Source organism: Mycolicibacterium setense (genome assembly GCF_000805385.1).
In the GTDB taxonomy this organism is placed as follows: domain Bacteria; phylum Actinomycetota; class Actinomycetes; order Mycobacteriales; family Mycobacteriaceae; genus Mycobacterium; species Mycobacterium setense.
The window spans coordinates 426,852-446,027 of the sequence record NZ_JTJW01000003.1 but is presented as its reverse complement, the minus strand read 5'-3'; the positions used below and the strand labels follow the sequence as shown (position 1 = coordinate 446,027).

17 protein-coding genes and 1 tRNA gene are annotated in these 19,176 nt (G+C 66.7%); 7 read left to right on the top strand and 11 right to left on the bottom strand.

From position 1 onward, the window contains the following. The first annotated feature begins 88 nt into the window (after nucleotides 1–88). From QQ25_RS03590 to QQ25_RS03575, 4 genes are read left to right on the top strand one after another with little or no spacing between them, the layout of a single operon-like run. Entirely contained in the window at nucleotides 89–1,318 is a 1,230-nt protein-coding gene (locus tag QQ25_RS03590; protein ID WP_039377209.1) for a YibE/F family protein, read from the top strand. A 42-nt stretch (nucleotides 1,319–1,360) separates the two neighbouring features. Further along, complete coding sequence (locus tag QQ25_RS03585; RefSeq protein ID WP_039377206.1) at nucleotides 1,361–1,885, top strand: 2Fe-2S iron-sulfur cluster-binding protein; 525 nt, start codon at nucleotides 1,361–1,363, stop codon at nucleotides 1,883–1,885. After that, a complete protein-coding gene (locus QQ25_RS03580) occupies nucleotides 1,882–2,877 on the top strand; it encodes an FAD binding domain-containing protein (protein ID WP_039377204.1) in 996 nt (331 codons plus the stop codon). Before QQ25_RS03585 ends, QQ25_RS03580 begins: the two co-directional genes overlap by 4 nt. After that, nucleotides 2,874–4,976 carry a xanthine dehydrogenase family protein molybdopterin-binding subunit gene (locus tag QQ25_RS03575; protein ID WP_039377202.1) on the top strand — a complete coding sequence of 701 codons (2,103 nt, stop codon included), beginning with the start codon at nucleotides 2,874–2,876 and terminating at the stop codon, nucleotides 4,974–4,976. The genes QQ25_RS03580 and QQ25_RS03575 overlap by 4 nt, the downstream gene beginning before the upstream one ends. 7 nt (nucleotides 4,977–4,983) lie before the next feature. On the opposite strand, the gene QQ25_RS03570 is transcribed toward QQ25_RS03575, so the two are convergent. The 8 genes from QQ25_RS03570 to QQ25_RS03535 form a co-directional block, all read right to left on the bottom strand. Then, on the bottom strand, nucleotides 4,984–5,352 hold the full coding sequence (locus QQ25_RS03570) for a nuclear transport factor 2 family protein (protein ID WP_039377199.1): 369 nt from the start codon (nucleotides 5,350–5,352) through the stop codon (nucleotides 4,984–4,986). An 18-nt stretch (nucleotides 5,353–5,370) separates the two neighbouring features. Then, nucleotides 5,371–6,123, bottom strand: a complete 753-nt coding sequence (locus tag QQ25_RS03565; protein WP_039313460.1) for a maleylpyruvate isomerase family mycothiol-dependent enzyme — start codon at nucleotides 6,121–6,123, stop codon at nucleotides 5,371–5,373. Between the two features lies 1 nt (nucleotide 6,124). Then, nucleotides 6,125–7,438: a cytochrome P450 gene (locus QQ25_RS03560; protein ID WP_052235597.1), complete on the bottom strand. Its 1,314-nt coding sequence runs from the start codon at nucleotides 7,436–7,438 to the stop codon at nucleotides 6,125–6,127. A gap of 38 nt (nucleotides 7,439–7,476) precedes the next feature. Next, nucleotides 7,477–8,808, bottom strand: coding sequence for a UDP-glucose dehydrogenase family protein (locus QQ25_RS03555; protein WP_039313457.1), 1,332 nt, complete (start codon nucleotides 8,806–8,808; stop codon nucleotides 7,477–7,479). Nucleotides 8,809–8,896: 88 nt separating this feature from the next. Further along, nucleotides 8,897–10,525: a DUF7159 family protein gene (locus QQ25_RS03550; protein ID WP_039377760.1), complete on the bottom strand. Its 1,629-nt coding sequence runs from the start codon at nucleotides 10,523–10,525 to the stop codon at nucleotides 8,897–8,899. 220 nt (nucleotides 10,526–10,745) lie between these two features. Then, nucleotides 10,746–12,107, bottom strand: coding sequence for an ammonium transporter (locus QQ25_RS03545; protein WP_039377196.1), 1,362 nt, complete (start codon nucleotides 12,105–12,107; stop codon nucleotides 10,746–10,748). 232 nt (nucleotides 12,108–12,339) lie between these two features. Beyond that, nucleotides 12,340–12,909, bottom strand: coding sequence for a dCTP deaminase (gene dcd / locus QQ25_RS03540; RefSeq protein WP_039313451.1), 570 nt, complete (start codon nucleotides 12,907–12,909; stop codon nucleotides 12,340–12,342). A gap of 16 nt (nucleotides 12,910–12,925) precedes the next feature. Continuing rightward, nucleotides 12,926–13,954, bottom strand: coding sequence for a DUF7159 family protein (locus tag QQ25_RS03535; protein ID WP_131546085.1), 1,029 nt, complete (start codon nucleotides 13,952–13,954; stop codon nucleotides 12,926–12,928). Between the two features lie 363 nt (nucleotides 13,955–14,317). Here QQ25_RS03535 and QQ25_RS03530 point away from each other — a divergent pair. Beyond that, nucleotides 14,318–14,391, top strand: a tRNA-Gly gene (locus tag QQ25_RS03530). Between the two features lie 171 nt (nucleotides 14,392–14,562). After that, complete coding sequence (locus QQ25_RS03525; RefSeq protein ID WP_039377190.1) at nucleotides 14,563–15,636, top strand: DUF4062 domain-containing protein; 1,074 nt, start codon at nucleotides 14,563–14,565, stop codon at nucleotides 15,634–15,636. On the opposite strand, the gene QQ25_RS31250 is transcribed toward QQ25_RS03525, so the two are convergent. From QQ25_RS31250 to QQ25_RS03515, 3 genes are all read right to left on the bottom strand, one after another. Beyond that, entirely contained in the window at nucleotides 15,625–15,777 is a 153-nt protein-coding gene (locus tag QQ25_RS31250) for a hypothetical protein (protein WP_234711836.1), read from the bottom strand. The two genes, QQ25_RS03525 and QQ25_RS31250, sit on opposite strands and share 12 nt — an antisense overlap. 607 nt (nucleotides 15,778–16,384) lie before the next feature. Beyond that, nucleotides 16,385–17,041, bottom strand: coding sequence for a hypothetical protein (locus QQ25_RS03520; protein WP_131546083.1), 657 nt, complete (start codon nucleotides 17,039–17,041; stop codon nucleotides 16,385–16,387). A 202-nt stretch (nucleotides 17,042–17,243) separates the two neighbouring features. Beyond that, nucleotides 17,244–17,522 carry a hypothetical protein gene (locus QQ25_RS03515; RefSeq protein ID WP_131546081.1) on the bottom strand — a complete coding sequence of 93 codons (279 nt, stop codon included), beginning with the start codon at nucleotides 17,520–17,522 and terminating at the stop codon, nucleotides 17,244–17,246. Nucleotides 17,523–18,015: 493 nt separating this feature from the next. Here QQ25_RS03515 and QQ25_RS03510 point away from each other — a divergent pair, with 493 nt between their 5' ends. After that, nucleotides 18,016–19,116, top strand: coding sequence for a TIGR03857 family LLM class F420-dependent oxidoreductase (locus tag QQ25_RS03510; RefSeq protein WP_039377184.1), 1,101 nt, complete (start codon nucleotides 18,016–18,018; stop codon nucleotides 19,114–19,116). Nucleotides 19,117–19,176: the final 60 nt, after the last annotated feature.

The window sequence follows — 19,176 nt, the reverse complement described above, 5'->3', positions numbered from 1 at the left end:
ACTTTCTGTAGACGTTCAAATAGTTGCCGCCGAGATTGGGGTCTCGGCGGGTCAGGGACCCGACAGCCGACCGCTCTACTCTGTCGGGGTGGCGCACACGCATTCGCACTCCCATTCGCTGGCAGGGCCGTCTCCGCTGGGTCCGTTGGCCGCCCGGATCGTCGTCGGCCTGCTCGTCGCCATCGGGCTCGCTGTCATCGCCGGCGCCGCCGTGCTGTGGCCCAGCCATCAGAAAGTGGACATCCCGCTGCCTTTCCAGAATGCCGCGGGCGGGGCGGTGACCACCGAGGGCGGGCATGTGCTGTCCAGCAGCCTGGCCGATTGCGGCAGCCCGTCGGCCGGCGGCGTGCTGACGGCCAAACCGCAGCCCGCCGAGCCGGGTGGCGGCACGTGTGTGCAGAACCTGGTGGCCATCGATTCCGGCCCCAACAAGGGCGCCAAGACGCTACTGGAATTCACCACCGGGCCTGGCCAGCCGAATCTCGTTGCCGGAGACAACATCCGGGTGAGCCGTCAGGTCGATCAGGCCGGCTCGACAAGCTACGCGTTCTTCGACTACGAGCGCACCTGGCCCCTGATCGCACTGGCCGTGGCGTTCACCGTGGTGATCGTGGCGGTGGCGCGCTGGCGCGGCCTGCGGGCCATCGTCGGCATCGTGGTGGCGTTCGCGGTGCTGATGATCTTCCTGTTGCCCGCATTGCGCGACGGCGCCCCGGCGGTCCCGGTATCGCTGGTGGCATCGGCGGCCATTCTCTATGCGGTGATCTATCTGGCCCACGGCGTCAGCCTGCGCACCAGCGCGGCCCTGCTGGGCACCTTGACCTCACTGCTGTTGGCCGCCATTTTGTCGTGGGCGGCAATCGAAATGGCGCATTTGACGGGTCTGTCCGAGGATCAGAACAACGAGGTCGCGGCCTATCTGGGCAACGTATCGATCACCGGCCTGCTGCTCGCGGGTTTCATCATCGGCTCACTCGGTGTGCTCAACGACGTGACCATCACCCAGGCCTCGGCGGTGTTCGAGCTCGCCGAGCACGGCGGGTCTCGGAGGTCGATCTTCGTCGGTGCGATGCGGGTCGGTAGCGATCACATCGCCAGTACGGTCTACACCCTGGTGTTGGCCTATGCCGGCAGCGCGTTGCCGCTGCTGTTGTTGTTCAGCGTCGCCAACCGGTCCCTCCCCGACGTGCTGACGGGCGAGAGCGTGGCGATCGAGATCGCGCGCTCAGCGGTCGGCGGCATCGCCTTGGCGCTGTCGGTGCCCTTGACGACGGGCATCGCCGCGGTGTTGGCGACGCCGCAGACCAGCAGGCACTGAGCCGGCACGTTTGACTACCGTCGGCCGGGGTATTCGGCGACGGTGAGCCAGCCCGATCATCACAGCAGCACCGTGACGCTCGATGTCGACGGAACCCGGCGCAGTCTGACCGTCGACAACCGCATGACGCTGTTGGACGCGTTGCGTGAGCGGCTCGGCGTCACAGCGCCGAAGAAGGGCTGCGACCACGGCCAGTGCGGTTCGTGCACCGTTCTGCTCGACGGTCGGCGGGTGACGACCTGCTTGCTGCTGGCGGTGGCCGCCGACGGGGCGCAGATCACCACGGCTGCCGGGCTCGAGCACGACGGCCACCTGCATCCGGTGGCCCAGGCGTTCTACGACGAAGACGGGTTCCAGTGCGGCTATTGCACACCTGGCCAGATATGTTCTGCGGTCGGCATGTTGGACGAGGCCAAGGCGGGCGCTCCCAGCTTCGTCACCGATGATCTCGAGCTCTCACCGGTGCTCACCGATGACGAGATCCGCGAACGGATGAGCGGCAACCTGTGCCGGTGTGCGGCCTATCCGAACATCGTCGCGGCGATCGGGCTGGCGTCCACGCAATGAAGCCGTTCGACTATCACCGGGCCACCACCCCCGCCGAGGCGGTGGCGATGCTGACGAAGCACCCACATGCCGCGTATCTCGCCGGCGGCACCAATCTGGTCGACCACATGAAGCTCGGTATCGCGGAACCGGACCTGCTGGTCGACGTCAGCCGCCTCGATCTGGCGGAGACGGTGGGCACCGATGACGGTGGCGTGCGCATCGGCGCCAATGTCCGCAACAGCGAGCTGGCCGCCGACCCGGTGATCCGCTCGCACTATCCGATGCTGGCCCGCGCCTTGCTGTCCGGTGCGTCAGGCCAATTGCGCAATGCGGCGACCACGGCCGGAAACCTGTTGCAGCGCACCAGATGTGTCTACTTTCAAGATGTCACCACCCCGTGCAACAAAAGGGCTCCCGGCAGCGGCTGCTCGGCGCTGGGGGGCTACGTCCGCTACCACGCCATCCTCGGGGCGTCCCCGCACTGCATCGCCGTGCATCCGTCGGACATGGCGGTGGCGATGTGCGCGCTGGATGCGCAGGTGGTGGTGCAGACCGGTGACGGGGAGCGCCGGATCCCGGTCGACGAGTTCTATCGGCTCCCCGGCGACGAACCAGACCGCGACACCGTGTTGGAGCACGGCGAGCTGATCACCGCGGTCGAGTTGCCCGCACCGCCGGCCGGGGCGGCCTCGGACTATCGCAAGGTCCGCGACCGGGCGTCCTACGCGTTCGCGCTGGTGTCGGTTGCCGCCGAACTGACTTTCACGCCGACGTTTCAGATCGGCTCGGCGCGCATCGCCCTGGGCGGCGTCGCGCACAAGCCGTGGCGGGCGCGGCGGGCCGAGCAGGTTCTGACCGGCGATCAGCCCTCGGCGGAGACGTTCGCCGCCGCGGCCGACGCGGAGCTCAAGCGGGCCGAACCGTTGCCGGGCAACGAGTTCAAGGTTGACCTGGCCCGCCGGACCTTGATCGCCCAGTTACGCATGCTGACCGAGCGGAGACGGCCATGACCCTCGTCGAACCACATGCCATCGGTCAGCCGCTGGCCCGCACCGACGGCCGGGCCAAGGTCACCGGAACCGCCCGCTACGCCTTCGAGCAGCAGGTCGAGAATCCGGCCTACCTGCATCCGATCCAGGCCACCGTCGCACGTGGCAGGGTCGCTGCGATGGACGCCACCGGCGCCCTCGCGCTCGACGGGGTACTCGATGTGTTGACGGTGTTCGACGCTCCGAGACTCGCCGATACCTCCGACGGTGAATTGACGATCCTGCAGGACGTTCAAGTGCACTTCCGCGGGCAGATCATCGGTGGCGTGGTCGCCGAGACGGCCGAGATCGCCCGGGAGGCAAGCGCTCTGGTGCGGGTCGACTACAGCGAGCAGCCACACGACACGGAATTGTCGGCGGATCACCCCGGGCTGTACACGCCTGAGTCGGTCAATCCGTCGTTTCCCCCCGACACCGAGCAGGGCGATGTGGACGCCGCGCTGGCCACCGCCGAGGTGACCGTCGATGCGACCTACCGCACGCCGATCGAGCACAACAATCCGATGGAGCCGCACGCCTGTATCGCGCAGTGGGCGCTGCGTGACGGTCAACCCGCGGTGACGTTGTACGACTCGACTCAAGGTGTGCACGTCGTACGCGAGACTCTGGCCCCGCTGTTCGACCTGCAACCTCAACAACTCCGGGTGGTCGCACCGCATGTGGGCGGCGGGTTCGGATCGAAAGGGGCGCCGCATGCCCACGACGTGCTGGCGGTGCTTGCCGCTCAGCGCGCCAACGGCCGTCCGGTCAAACTCGCGCTCACCCGACAGCAGATGTTCGCTCTCGTCGGTTACCGCACGCCGACCATCCAGCGGCTGCGGCTGGGCGCCGACAAGGATGGCCGGCTCGTCGCCCTTGCCCACGAGGTGATCGAACAGACCTCGACGGTAAAGGAATTCGCCGAGCAGACGGCCGTGACCTCTCGCAAGATGTACGCCAGCCCGAACCGGCGCACGTCGCACCGGCTGGCCGCGCTCGACGTTCCCGTCCCGTTCTGGATGCGGGCCCCGGGCGAGTGCCCGGGCACGTTCGCCGCCGAGGTGGCGATGGACGAACTCGCGGTGGCCTGCCATCTCGATCCGATCGAGCTGCGCGTCCGCAATGAACCCGAGGCCGATCCCGAGTCGGGCAAGCCGTGGTCAGGGCGTCACCTCATCGAGTGCCTACGGGTCGGGGCTCAGCGCTTCGACTGGTCGCCGCGCGACCCACGCCCCGCCAAATACCTTGCCGGCCATTGGTTCATCGGCACCGGGGTGGCTGCCGCGACGTATCCCGGCATGGCGATGGAGGGCAACACGGCCCGCATCACCCATATCGAGCAGGGCCGCTACACAGTGCAGATCGGTGCGGCCGACATCGGCACGGGCACCTGGACGGCGCTGACCCAGATTGCCGCCGACGCATTGGGTTGCGAGATCGACGCGGTGGACTTGCAGATCGGGGACACGGACCTGCCGCAGGCTTCGGTGGCCGGCGGCTCGTCGGGCATCACCTCGTGGGGGTCGGCAATCGTGGCCGCGGCCAAGCAGTTTCGCAGCGAGCACGGGGAGCACCCTCATGTCGGCGTGACAGCCGAGGCCGAGGCACCGCAGAATCCCGACGCCGAGGAGTTCACCGTGCAGTCGTTCGGCGCCCACTTCGTCGAGGCACACGTCAACTGCGACACCGGTGAGATCCGGATTCCGCGGATGCTCGGGGTGTTCTCGGTGGGGCGCGCCATCAACGCGCGCACATTGCGTTCGCAGCTGATCGGCGGCATGACGATGGGGCTGTCCATGGCGCTGCACGAGGAGAGCGTCCGCGACCCGCGGTTCGGGCATGCCGTCACCCAGGATCTCGCGTCGTATCACATCAGTGCGCACGCGGATGTTCCCGATGTGGATGCGATCTGGCTCGACGAGGTCGAGGAGCACCTGAATCCGATGGGCTCCCGCGGCGCGGGCGAGATCGGCATCGTCGGCGCTGCCGCGGCCGTGGTCAACGCCGTCTATCACGCCACCGGGGTGCGCGTGCGGGATCTGCCGGTCACCCTCGACAAGGTGCTCGCCGGCCTGCCCTGACGTCCCGTCAGCCCGCGAGGTCCTTCTCGGTGAGCTCGGTGGCGGCCAGCGCCGCGGCCAGGGTGTCGTGGCGGAACACCGAGGTGACGTGGTCGTGCACCACGCGGAAGGCGGCTGCCCCGGAGCGGGTTGAGCCGTCTGCCGCGGTCACCGTCTGCTCGACGACGACCACGCCGTCGTGCACGTACATCCGCCCCGGCGTCACGGTGGCGCCTGCGGATGCGGCCCAGTCGCGCAGGGCATCGTGCCCTTGGGCCGCCCCGTCGGCGTCGCCCAATTCGATGTCATCGCTGGACAGCGCGATCAGGGTGTCGACGTCGTTGTCGTTCAGCGCGTCATGCCAGGCCAGAACCGTGGCGATCTCGGATGTGGTCATGAACGAAACGTACGCCAATCAGAACGGTGTGCGGTCCAGCCAGGTGTCCCAGGTTGCGGTGTCGCCGAACATCTCGAGCCCGAGATCGGCCGCGGTCCCGCGCCGGGTGACGGCCATCAGCAGGTCTCTGGCCGGCCCGCGCAGCGCGACGGTGCCCTTGCCGTGGCTGTGGGACCACGCGAGCCCGTCCTCGTCGTGCTCCACGGTCCACTCCCCCATGGGGCCCAGACCGTCGTCGGTGGCGTGCAGGTGCACGCTGGAACCCAATGCCAGCGGTTCGCCGTGCCGTTTGTTGGCCATGCCGGTGGAGATCTCAAGCCACTCACTGACCGCGTCGGCGGCGAGATCGACCGGCAGGTCGTATTGGGTGCCCACGGCCAGCGCAGCATCGGCGTGATGTACCGCTGCCTCGTGCACCCGTCGCCGGATCCACCAGCCGCCCGGTTTGGGGCCCAGGAACGTCCATACCCGCGTGTCGGTGCCGATCTGATCGACAGCCTTGAGCACCTGGACCGCACCGGCGTTGAGCCATTCGATCGCGCCCTCGAGATCGTCGGGCGGTTTGCCGTCGTGAACCTCGCGCGGATCGAGAGCCGAGACCCGGCGCTCGGAGATAATCTGTGCCGCCCAACGGTTTCCGCGCCCGACATGGCGAAAGAGTTGCTTGAGTGTCCAGTCCGGACACGTCGGCACCGGCGTCTCGGGATCGCTGGAGGCGATCAGCTCCCCGAAGCTCCGGGTCTGGTCGAGCAGAGCGGCTCGGAAGTCCACGTCACGAACTTACCGCTGTGCGTGCCTTCCCGAGCGTGATCGGCAGAGTCGACCAGCCTCGCAGGATGCGGGTCTCGCGACGGCTGCCCTCGCCGGCTGCCCGTGCGTCGGGGAACCGGTCGAAGAAGGTCTGCAGGCCTACCTGACCTTCGGCCCTGGCGAGGGCCGCGCCGAGGCAGAAGTGCCTGCCACCGGAAAACGACAGGTGCCGGCCGGCGTTTTCCCGTTCGATGTCGAAGCGGTGCGGGTCGGTGAACACCGCGGGGTCACGGTTGGCCCCGGAGAGGTGCACGATGACGAGTTCCCCGGCCTGCACCGGGGTTCCGGCCACCTCGGTGTCGACGAGTGCCACCCGGGCGCTCATCAGCACCGGTGAGTCCAGCCGCAGGATCTCCTCGACCGTGTTCGGCCACAGTTCGGGGCGGGCGGACAGGGTCTGCAGGTGTTCGGGATGGTCGAGCAGCATGCGGATCCCGTTGCCCAGCAGGTTGACCGTGGTCTCGAAGCCCGCCGCCAACACCAGCCCGGCCAGCGCCCGTAGCTCCGCCTCGTTGAGCGGTTCGCCGGCCGCACCGGCGTCGGAGGCCTGGATGATCTGGCTGAGCAGGTCCTCGCCCGGGTTGCGCCGCAGTTGACGCAGGTGATCGGTCAGCCAGCTCTCGAACCCGTGGATGCCGGAGTTGACCTCCTGGTATTGGCGCCAGGTGAGGCCGATGTCCAGGCTGGGCGCGCCGAGCTCGCCGAAGCGCAGGATCTGGGGCCGGTCGGCGTCGGGAACACCGAGGATGTCGCTGATCACCGCGACCGGCAGTTGCGCGCAGTACCGGCCGACGATGTCGACCACACCGTCGTCGTCCATCGAGTCCAGCAGTTCGTTGGCGGTTTCCTGGACCCGTTCACGCAGCCGGGCGACGGCGCGGGTGGTGAACACCGAGGAGACGAGCTTGCGGTAGCGGGTGTGGTCGGGCGGTTCCACGGCCAGCAGTGACGGCGGCAGCAGCGGATGCAGGGAGCCGGTGTCGGTCTTGTCGACGATCCAGCGCAACGGTTTCGGCAGGTTGCCGCCCAGCCGCGACACCCGGAAGTCGTCGGAGCGCAGCAGCTCGGTGGCCACGTCGTGGTCGAAGGTCATCAGGAGGGCACGGCCGCGCACAATCGGTCCGTGACGGCGCATTTCGTCGGCGAAGGGCGCCGGGTCGGCCCGCACCGCCGGGTCGGCGATCAGCCGCGCCTGCGGGTCGCCGTGCCGCATCCCGAACGCGGAGATGCCTCGTACCACCCCGTGCAGGGCCATCCACCGGATTCGTTCCCGCATGGCCCGAGCCTACGACCGCGAAATTTGTTCTACAAGCGTCAAACAGTGGCGACGGGGCGTCCCAGTGCGTAGACGCGCCATCCGGCGTCGCGCCAGCGCTGTGCGTCCAGGCAATTGCGACCGTCCACAACAACTTTGACGCGCACCGTGTCGGCCAGCTCGGCCGGATCGAGGTCGACGAACTCGGCCCACTCGGTGAGGACCAGCACCGCGTCGGCCCGGTCGCAGGCTTCGACGACGGAGGTGGAGTAATTCAGAGTGGGGAACACCCGCTGCGAGTTGTCCATCGCCTTGGGGTCGTACACGTTGACCGCGGCGCCGTTCAGCTGCAGCATTCCGGCGACGTTGAGGGCCGGCGAATCGCGCACGTCGTCGGACTCGGGTTTGAACGCGGCGCCGAGGACGGCGATGTTGGCGCCCAGCAGCGATCCGCCGCATGCCCGCGTGGTCAGCTCGACCATCGCGGTGCGGCGGCGCATGTTGATGCTGTCGACCTCACGCAGGAAGGTCAGCGCGTGGTTGGCACCGAGCTCACCGGCACGCGCCATGAACGCGCGGATGTCCTTGGGCAGGCAGCCACCGCCGAAGCCGAGGCCGGCGTTGAGGAAGCGTCGTCCGATGCGCGGGTCGTAGCCCAGTGCGTCGGCCAGCAGGGTGACGTCGGCACCGGCGGCCTCACACACTTCGGAGATCGCGTTGATGAACGAGATCTTGGTGGCCAGGAAGGCGTTGGCCGACACCTTGACCAACTCGGCGGTCTGCAGATCGGTGACCAGGAACGGAATGCCCTCGTCGATCAGCGGCGCGTAGAGCTCACGTACCGCCGACTCCCCACGCAGCGAATCACGCTGCACCCCAACCACAATCCGATCCGGGTGCAAGGTGTCGTGCACGGCGTACCCCTCGCGCAGGAACTCCGGATTCCAGGCCACCTCGACGTCCACGTCCGCCGGTGCCAGTCCGCGGGCCCGCTCGGCCAGGTCGGCCGCCGTGCCGACCGGCACGGTGGACTTGCCGACGATCACCGCGGACCGGCGCAACCGCGGCACCAGGGTGTCGATGACCGCGTGTACGTGCCGCAGATCGGCGCTGTACTCGCCCTTTTTCTGCGGGGTGCCGACGCCGAGGAAGTGCACGTCGGCGAAATCGGCCGCCTCGTCGTAGTCGGTGGTGAACCGCAGCCGCCCGGCAGACAGGTTGTCGTTGAGCACCTTGCGCAGGCCGGGCTCGTAGAACGGGATGTCACCGGCGGCGAGTTTGGCCACCTTGCCCGGGTCGATGTCGACCCCGATCACCTCGTGGCCGAGCTCGGCCATCCCCGCGGCATGTGTCGCGCCCAGATAGCCGGTACCGAAAACGGTGCATCGCATACTGCCTGGATAGGCCGCGCGAATGAGCTAGCCGCTACGTGACACTGAGCGGCAGGCCAACGTCAGGTGACGGTTGGTGGCGGATGACTCAGTGGCCGCCGAATGACGGGAAGGGCCAAATCGAGCCGCCGTCACCGCCCGAGCGTGAACCACCCGAACGGCCCGGGTTCCAATCGCCTGACCCCGAGCCACCCGGGTTCCAGTCGCCCGAGCCACCGGAGCGGCCAGGGTTCCAGTCACCTGAGCCCCGGCCCGGATTCCAGCCCGAACTCGGACCCGAATCAGACCCCGGGTGCCAGTCATCCGAACCGCGGCCCGGCCACTGCGGGGTTTCCGGCTCGTGGCGCGACGGCGGATCCCACGAGGGGCGCTGCGGCGGGTCCCACGGCGGACGGAAGATGTTGGGCAGTCGTGGCGCCGGCGGCAGCACGACCAGCGGCGGGATGTACGGCGCCGGCGGGTTGTAGATCGGCGGGGCCGGTGCCACGGGGACGGGCGCCGGCGGCGGAGCTTCGGGGGCCGGAGCGGGCGCCTCAGGAGCAGGTGGCGGGGCCGCGGCGGGCTGCTCGACATAGACCGTGCGCGGCGGAGCCTGCGGAGCGGGAGCCGGAGCTTCCTGCACCACAGGTATCGGGGCCTTGATGGTCTCTGGCGGCGGCGCCGGTGGCGGGGCTGCCGGCTGCGCGGGCTGAGCCTCCGGAGCGGGTGCAGGCGCCGGGAGCTTGGCCGGGGCGCTGGGCGCCACCGCACCCTGTGCGGGCGAGGGACGCTGATCGACCGTCGGGCGGATGCTCACCGCAAGCGAAATCACCAGGGCGACAACGCCGACCACGAACACCGAGGTCAACGCGGAGCCCACCAGCAGGAACGGCTTGCGTTCCTCGTCGAGCGGCATCTCGTCGGCGACGAGGTCCACCTCGTCGAGCGCATCGGCGCCGACCGGAGCCATCTGGGTGGCCAGGCCGGCCAGCGCGTAGGCGCTGCCCGCCGTGGTGCCGTCGGGGTCTTGCGAGTAGGCCAGACCGACCGTGGTGGCCTCGAACGCCGGAGCGTTGGCCGACGCGAGGGCGGCACCGCGGGCCAGCGCCATCTCGGGCTCGTCCGGGGCGCTGACGGGAAGCGACACCAGAGGTTCTAGGTGCGCCTTGACCGAGGCGACGTCGACGCCCGCGCCGAGCACGAACATGCCCTGCGGCGCGGAATCAGCGGCATCCACGGCGGCGGCCATATCGGTGAGCACGGCCATGGCGTCGGAGCTGTGCAAGGAGCGGCTCAACACCTTGACCACCGAGCCGTCGTCGGTCTTGACCACCGACAGCGTCGCGGCGTCACGATCGATGAACAGCAGCGCCGTGGTGTCGTACCCGACCGCGCGGCCGACCGCCTGCGCCAGCGCCGCGGCGGCATGACTTTCGGAGACCAGCATGACGTCGTCGATGCCGTGCGCGGACAATGTGTCGCGCAGCGCGGCGGCGTCGGAATGGTCGGTCCAGGTGACACCGATCGACTTCAGATGGTGCCCGCCGGAAGTGGCGCTCTCCTGCGTTCCGAGGATGGCGGCGACCACCTGATCGGCCGCGGTGGTGGTTGCCGAATCCTCACCGGCAGCGATGTCGAAGACGTCGTGATCGACGGTAACTCCGTCGGCCTTCTCCCCCTCGACCAGCACCATGCGGACCGTTGTAGGTGCCATCGCCACACCCAATACGATGTCCACCGAGCCCTCCAATGTGTTTGCTGCACTGCATTTGTCGCCATTGCGCACACATTCCGCACGAACCGACAACTAGAACCTAAATCGGTGTAACCAGCTCGATCGTTACACCTGCGCCCGTTAGCTACAGCGCCAGATTCCGGTCGGACCGCGACGGCATGGTGCGCGCCGGCGCCGGTTAGTTAGACCCTACTCGGCATTACGACAAAGAGCGCCGCCCGGTTCATCCCGCGCTGTCTTCTTCGGCCGGATCGGGGCGTCGTCCGCGGTCTTCGATCGGGCCCGTCTGCCCCGTCTGTCCCAGCTGTCCCAGCGTCCCGCCGAACAACCCGGGCCGGCGGGCGGGCAGGTGCCCGTGCACGCCCTCGGCGTAGGCGGATTCGGCGTGTTGGGTGAAGTCGACGCCGGTGGTCTCGTCCTCGGGGCTCACCCGGAACCCCATGAACCGGTCGATCGCCTTGGCGATCAGATAGGACATCGTGAACGCATAGGCGGCCACGACGACCGCTCCCAGCAGCTGCCTACCCAACTGCGTGAGCCCGCCGCCGTAGAAGAGGCCCTGCGGACCCGCGGTCATCACCTCGGTGGCCAAGAATCCGATCAGCAGCACCCCGACGACACCGCCGACGAAGTGCACACCCACCACATCGAGTGAGTCGTCATAGCCGAACCGGAACTTCAGCCCGATCGCGAAGGAACAGACCACACCGGCGGCCAGGCCCACCACGACCGCGCCGAGGGTGTTGACCGTGCCGCAGGACGGGGTGATCGCCACCAGGCCTGCCACCACACCGGAGGCCGCACCGAACGTGGTGGGCTTGCCGTCGCGGACCTGCTCGACCGTCAACCAGCCCAGCATGCCCAGGCAGCCGGCAACCAGGGTGTTGAGGAAGATCGCGGCGGCGGTGCCGTTGGCGGCCAGCGCCGAGCCCGCGTTGAAGCCGAACCAGCCGAACCACAGCAGGCCGACGCCCAGCAGCACGAAGGGCAGGTTGTGCGGCCGCATGGCGTCCTGTTTGAAGCCGATGCGGGGACCGAGCACCAGGGCGAGCGCCAGGGCCGAGGAGCCGGAGACGATCTCGACGACGAGGCCGCCGGCGTAGTCGAGCACGCCGAGCCCGGCCAGCCAGCCGCCCGGGCCCCAGACCCAGTGCGCGACGACGGCGTACACCGCGACGGCCCACAGCGGGACGAACACCATCCAGGCCGCGAACTTCGCCCGGTCCGCGATGGCCCCGCTGATCAGGGCTGCGGTGATGATCGCGAAGGTCAGCTGGAACGTGGCGAACAGCAGCTCGGGTACCGCGCCGTGAGCCGTGCTCGGGGTGATGCCGAGCATGCCGAAGTGCTGCAGGCCACCGATCAGACCGCCGCCGGCGTCTTCGGAGAACGCCAGGGTGTAGCCGACCAGCAGCCAGGCCACCGTGACCAGCGGGATCGAGATGAAGCTCATCATGATCATGTTGAGCACGCCGGTGGTGCGCACCATGCCGCCGTAGAAGATGGCGAGGCCGGGGGTCATCAGCAGGACCAGCGCGGTGCTGGCGAGAAGCCACGCTGTGGCAGCCGGATCGATTTCGGGCACGTCGAGCTCCTTTGGTCTCGACGAGAATGTCCGGCGCGCGTTTCAGCCGCGCGGCGAGTGTGTTTCAGCCATGTTTCGTGTTGCGGTGTGGTTACTGAAAGTTCACGGGCTGGGCTTCTTGGCTTCTGGTGTCGCCGTTGGTGTCGCCGGCCTGCCTCGCGCAGCCGCCGAGCGGCCACTTATGGCACGCGATTCGCTGATTTACGTGGCACAAGTGGCCACTCGGCGCTGCCTAGGACTTGATGAAGTTCAAATGCGAACGCGACGGCGTCGGCCCACGTTGGCCCTGGTATTTCGAGCCGACCTTGTCGCTGCCGTACGGGTGCTCGGCCGGGCTGGTGAGCCGCAGCAGGCACAGCTGGCCGATCTTCATGCCCGGCCACAACGTGATGGGCAGGTTGGCGACGTTGGACAGCTCGAGAGTGATGTGCCCCGAGAAGCCGGGGTCGATGAACCCGGCCGTCGAGTGCGTCAACAAACCGAGACGGCCCAGCGAGGACTTGCCCTCCAGCCGTCCGGCCAGGTCGTCGGGCAGCGTGCACACCTCGAGCGTCGAGCCGAGCACGAACTCACCGGGGTGCAGCACGAAGGGTTCGCCCTCGGCGGGCTCGACCAGGCTGGTCAGCTCGTCCTGCTGTTTGGCCGGGTCGATATGGGTGTAGCGGGTGTTGTTGAAGACCCGGAACAGGGTGTCCAACCGGACATCGACGCTCGACGGCTGCACCAGGGCATCGTCGAACGGCTCGATGGCCAGGCGTTTCGCGGCGATCTCGGCCCGGATGTCTCGATCGGAGAGCAGCACCCGACGAGCGTATCGGTTACCGACGGACCACCTGCGGCAACGGCGGCACCGTCGCGGGTTTCGGAGGCGTCCGCACAGGCACCTTGCGCGCGACGGTGTGGATCTGCCGGCCGTTGAGGGATTCGATCAGCGGATTCGGTGGCGGCCCCGTCGGCACCGGACTGGCATCGGGCGCGGGCAGCAGGGGCTGAGCCGGCGTGCCGTGGTCAGCCCGAGTCGACGCCTGGGGCGGAGAGCCACCGTGGCCACCGTGCACGGTGATCGCCAGAAACACCGCACCTGCCACGATCAACACTGCCGTCGCCACAACCATGGACAAGGTGTGCGTCAGGTGGTCTCGGCGGGTTTCTGACGCTTCATCATCGGTCACATCGGCGCTGGCCATCAGCGCACCGCGAGCCAGCAACAGGGCCGCATCGTCGCCGAGCGCCACCGGTCGCGACATCACCGAATTGACTTGTTCGACAAGGCTTTCGGCGTTCGGGGCGGATCCGGAGACGGCCACGGTGCCAATCGGCTCGGGGAAGCTGTCGCAGACGCCGCGCAGAGCCAGCACTGCGGTGTCCTGGTCGGGCCCGTCCAGACGGCGGCTGCGTAACCGGCGGGTGCCGTCCTCGCCCTCGGCGCCGATCACGGCCAGCAGGGTCTCGTCTGGTTCCACCATGCACAGGGCAAGGGAGTCGCAGTCTGCGATCTGAACGGTGTATTCGGCGGCCGCTTCGAGCGCATCCGTACTGCGGATCACCGCGACGTTGGTGACACCCAGCTCCTGGAGTGCGTCGAGGACCAGTTTGGCCTCATCAGCCACCGCGTCGGTCCAGGTCATCGCGACACGGGCGACGGCGTAGCCGCTGGCCGGGGCGGCCGCGCGGGCGTCGGTCACCGCGTTGACGACGTGCTCGCGGAAGCCAAGATGCTCGACGTCGGCGTGGGTGGCTGTGTCGAGCGAATCGTGGTCGATCACCGCGCCGTCGCCACGGGTGCCCTCCACCAGGAGGAGCCTGGCGTCGCGCGAGGTCATGGCAATACCGATAACAACTTCCATGGGTTTGAATCCCTCGATTGATTCGGCCCGACGTGCGGGCCTGTTCGCTCCATGCAGCACCGGATGGAGCCGACGACACCCGACGGTAGACAGCGCGCCTGAGAACGGCGGCTCACAGGATTTACCGGACTCTCAGGGTGGCGCGCGAACAGGAAACTCGTTCTGGGGTCAGACGTTTCGCCACGCCCGTCGAGGCGCCGGGTCCGCACTGGGCATCGGTCCGTCGGCCGCGTCGGACGGCTTCGCCCATCGGCAGTCACCACCCCGCCGCTGAGCCGGCGTCAATTTCTTAGACTCACCGAGAGGATGTCTGCCCGCCTTACCCGGAACCAGGGCTGAGTTGCTATCCTTCGTCAGCACCATGCCGATGTAGTTCAATGGCAGAACATCAGCTTCCCAAGCTGAATACGCGGGTTCGATTCCCGTCATCGGCTCCACGAAAAACACTGGTAGAAGGCAGTTTCTGCGACCGAAATCCGACAACGGAACGTTTCAGTACCGCCGTCGTACCGCGGCGCACTACTGAATCGGGCCTGACCTCGCCCACTCCATCGACACACGCCGCTGACGTACGCGCAAGTTTCTGGTGTCGATGAGAACATCTTGCCGTGGATGAGAAGCGCTACCAGATATTCGTCAGCTCGACGTACAAGGATCTCACCGAGGAGCGCGCCGCAGTTATCCAGGCGATTCTAAATCTCGAGCACTTCCCTGCAGGCATGGAGCTTTTCCCGGCCGCGAACGACGACCAGTGGACACTGATCAAACAAGTGATCGATCAGAGCGACTACTACGTAGTCGTTGTCGCCGGACGCTACGGATCGGCGAGTGCCGAGGGGATCAGCTACACCGAGATGGAATACGACTACGCAGTGGAGACGGACACTCCCATCCTCGGCTTCGTCCATGGCGAGCCCGACAAGATCGAATCAGGGAAGACTGACTCCTCCGAGGAAGCCAGGAAGAAGCTGGCTGAGTTTCGCTCAAAGGTCGAGACCCGAATGGTTAAGTACTTCACCAACCCTGATCAGCTCGGCGGCCAGGTAATCACGAGCCTGAACCGTGAGATCAAGAAGAGTCCGCGAACTGGTTGGGTCCGGGGCGACAAGGCGATGACTGTCGAAACAGAACGCGAAATTATCGATCTTCGCGAGCGGCTCGCCAAAGCCGAACAAGACCGGGAAAGCGCCCAAAAAGCGTTGGTAGAAAACACTTCCGAGTTGGTCCAAGGCGCGGACAAGGTCACGCTACCTGTGGTGGTATCCGGTTATGGTACGGACTACTCTGACAAAAAGCGCGAAGTCCTGCATTCTACGACCACCTGGGATGCGATGTTTGCCGACATCGGCGGGGTGATGATCGATGAAGCTACCGACAGAGTCGTGCGTGACCGGGTACGGGACCACCTTGCGAGCGGAAACGCACACATCTCCGAAGAAGATCTCGAGAAAGTCCGTGGATGGAGACGCGCCGAAATCAGCATCAAAGACGAGGACTGGGATCAGGTCCAAATTCAGTATCGTGCGCTGGGACTTATCGACAAGGGGCAACGAAAGCGCACTGCCTCTGACGTTCGGAAGTACCTCGCGCTCACCGAAAAAGGCGACCGCCACCTCGCATTCTTACGTGCCATACGGCGAGACGGCGACAACACCGCTGGCGAGAAATCGTCAAACAAATAGCGGCACAACGTTGTCCGCGTAGGGACGTCGCGCAGCCATCGCCCCAAGCTGGCTCATGACGTCGTGGCCGCCCTTCTTGTAGACGTGGGTGTAGATGTGCTCGGTCGTCGTGGGGTCGGCGTGCCCCATGAACTCCGCCACCTACCGCACTGGAATCCCGGCCTCCCCGCACAACGACGCGCACGTGTGACGGAGGCTGTGAAATTTCAACGCTCGCGACAGGAGCGCCGGTTGCTCGTCGCGGCGACAAATTCGATTCGCCCCGGAGCACCCCAGGCCGGCACGCGGCCTGGTAGAACGTGACGTGCCGCAGCGGGCTCGTCCCACTTCACCTCCAACCGGGCCTCAGCATCCTCAACTGACAGGTCTGCCAGGGTGTTCGCTTGTCGCCGGGCGACTTGCTTTGCGCCCTGAACGTCCAGCTCGCCGGTTGCGGTGATGGCGCTCATGCCCGTGGGCCGCAACGGCCTTCAGCACCATCCCCGGGAACAAAGAGCGGTCGGGCCGTCACGGCGCGGATGGCATCGCCAAGTAATCCAGCAGCAGCGCCGTGGTCTGTTGGGAGAACGAATAATCCCGGCTGCAGCGAAGAAAACGAATACAGATAATCATGTTCGCCGAGCCTGACGGATTTTCTTTAACCGCGATTGGACCTGTGCCCCGTATCGACCTCGTATTTGCCCCATACTGTCTTAAAAAATAAATGTCGGCGCGTACAGGCGAAACGAATTTTGAACGCCCCGCGCGTCTAATTCCGAGATCCGGAACCTCGCTGTTCGAGCAGGGCCCACGCACGTTGGGCAATGTGGAAGGCGGCCAAGTAGGGGTTCGCTATTAGGCTAAGTGATCCTCCGGCTTGGAATTCAGCCACTCCGTCGGCGTCGGCCGATGCCGATTGCGCCATTGCCGTCGTGCCGAACAACGGCCAGACCAGACCATGCGCTGTCCCTGAACCTGCCTGCCAGGCGAGCACTGTTTCCCTCGTCAGGATTTCGTCATTGAAGACAGCGGCTGCAGCGCTACGGATCATCTCAGTTGTGTTCAGCTGTATCACTTCCCCATCTGCGGCTCGTTTGGCAGCAAGCTGCGACCGACGATTGTCGACATGGGCTGCTACGAGGTCAGTACCTTCGTGCGGCGACTCAACCGACTCCTGCAGGCCGCGCAGATACTGGTGATGCTTTCCGTGCAGGTAGAGGGCGACGGTCCGAGCCCGCTTCACCCGGTCAGCGCGTTCAGTCGGCGAGAGCACCCACGCCGCCTGCGCCGCCCCTATCAACGCTGACCGGCATAGCGTTAGGTGCGCGAGGGAAAACAACTGCCGCGCCTCGATGTGGCGCTGAATCGCGACGAGATGATCTGTTGCAGTGGTAAGGCCCATCCATGCCATCACAGAGACTGGCATCGGCGGCCAATCTTGGTCATCGACCGCGAGGGAGCTCCCTAGCTCGGGGCGATAGGCCGTTGCCCCTCGTCGCCGCCAAGCAGAGAGGTGCGGGAATGTCGACCGGATTACGCGTTCAACATCTAGGTCCACAGCGTCGCCCGCCATACCGAGGAGGATATGACGGCACGTCCGTCATGCCAGGCACACGCCTCACTGGTTGTCACACGTCCCCGTTCGCTAACTCGATCAGATCTTTGCCAGGAATGATGCGGCGGATCTCCAAGATTGCGTTCGAATCGAATGTGCGACTTGATGATCCATCGGCGAAGTCCACGACGATCTCCCCATCTATGGGGCCGAAATGCACTGCCGTGACCATGCGGGCCAGTGAGGTGCGGATACCCGTTCCGGGCTCAGCTGCTTCGATTCCGTCTTCGATGAACATCGGCATCGACAGTAGTTCGTCTTTCAACTCTTCCGCCGTTACGAATTGCGTCATTATTACGGTATACGGCGCTCCCATGGCGCTCATCATGTCTCATTCGGTTCCTATCCAGACAAGATTGAGCGGAAATCAGAGGATTCTTTCGGAACCGATCACGCAGCAGTTATGTCTACCTCGGCACGGGAACGCGAGACGATTGATGCCGGGCTTCGGCTGATCTCCTTGACGCGCCGCGGGTGGCGGCGTGCTGATGCCCGTCACCGAGTATCGCGCGGGCAGCCGAGTTACTAGTTGGCGGCTGGATGCGCCACCTCATTCGGCGGCGTTACCGCCAGGCCAGGAACGACACCATTCTCGATGCAGAGTTCGCGGCATTCATACCCACGATTCACACGCCCCGAGGGCCACATGGATCGTGCATCGACTGCTGGCCCCTACACCCGACAGCCTCGACAAGTCTGCTCATCCCATTCATTGAGAACCCTCATTGACAATTGTCGTCGCGGTGGTCGACAGTGCTAGGCGTCCACGGCACGAGAGGCACGTAATGAGCACGAACCACCCCGATGACCAGCTCAACGAGCTCGGCTACTACGCCGTGACCCGCCACCCCGCGGATGTCCGGGTGGTCCTGCCCGAGGCTCGTACCGCAGAGGCGCTCGGCCTGGGCTCCTGCCACATCGGTGAACGCTTCACGGTCAAGGACCCGGCGGTGCTCTCGGGCGCGGTGGCGGGCTGCAGCACAAGCCTCGGTATCGCGCCGTCGACCAACTACCACACCCGCCATCCCACGGTCACCGCGACGATCGGGGCGACGATGCACGCGCTCACCGAGGGCCGCTTCGCCATGGCGTTCGGGCGGGGAATGGCGGCGTACTGGCAGGCCATCGGTCTGCCGGTGGTGACCGAGGCCCGGCTCCGTGACTTCTTCGGCATCCTGCGCCGGCTCTGGGCCGGCGAGATGATCCTGGACCACGACGGTCCGGCCGGGAAGTGGCCGTTCCTGCGTCACGCCAGCGGCCTGCCCGACGGACCTCCGATCGGCTTGGTGGCGGTCGGCCCCAAGACCATGGAGCTGGCGGGTGAGATCGCCGATTTCGTTGTGCTGCATACCTTTTTCTCCGACGAGGCGACGACGTCGTCGGTCGCAGCGGTGCGCCGGGGCGCGGAACGTGCGGGCCGGGATCCTGACAGTGTCCGCATCTGGGCGTGCCTGGCAACGGTCCCCGACGCGTTGTCGGCCGACGATCAGATGCGTCGCGGCGTGGGCCGGCTGGCGACCTACCTGCAGGCGTACGCCGACGTGCTGGTGTCGGCCAACGGCTGGGATCCCGCGGTGTGGGAGCGGATCAAGCAGACCGAACTGTTCGCCGATGCGGCCACAGCGGGGCCGATCGATGCAAGTGCCTCGTTCGAGACGCTGCAGCGCATCGCCGAGCTGATCCCCACCGAGTGGCTGGACGCCGTGGCCAAGGGCTCGCCGCAGGACTGCGCGAAGACCATCGCCCGGCAGTACGACCTGGGCGTGCATTCGGTGATCATGCACGGCGCGAGCCCGCAGGAACTGGAGCCCGTCGTCCAGGCGTACCGGGCCGACCGGCCGACGCTGCGACGAGCGGTGGCGGCGAACCCCGGGAGGTTTGCCTGAACGCCCGCGAATCTCCCCAGGCGATCCGCGCTCGGGAGCAGTGGCGTGCGGCGGTTCCCG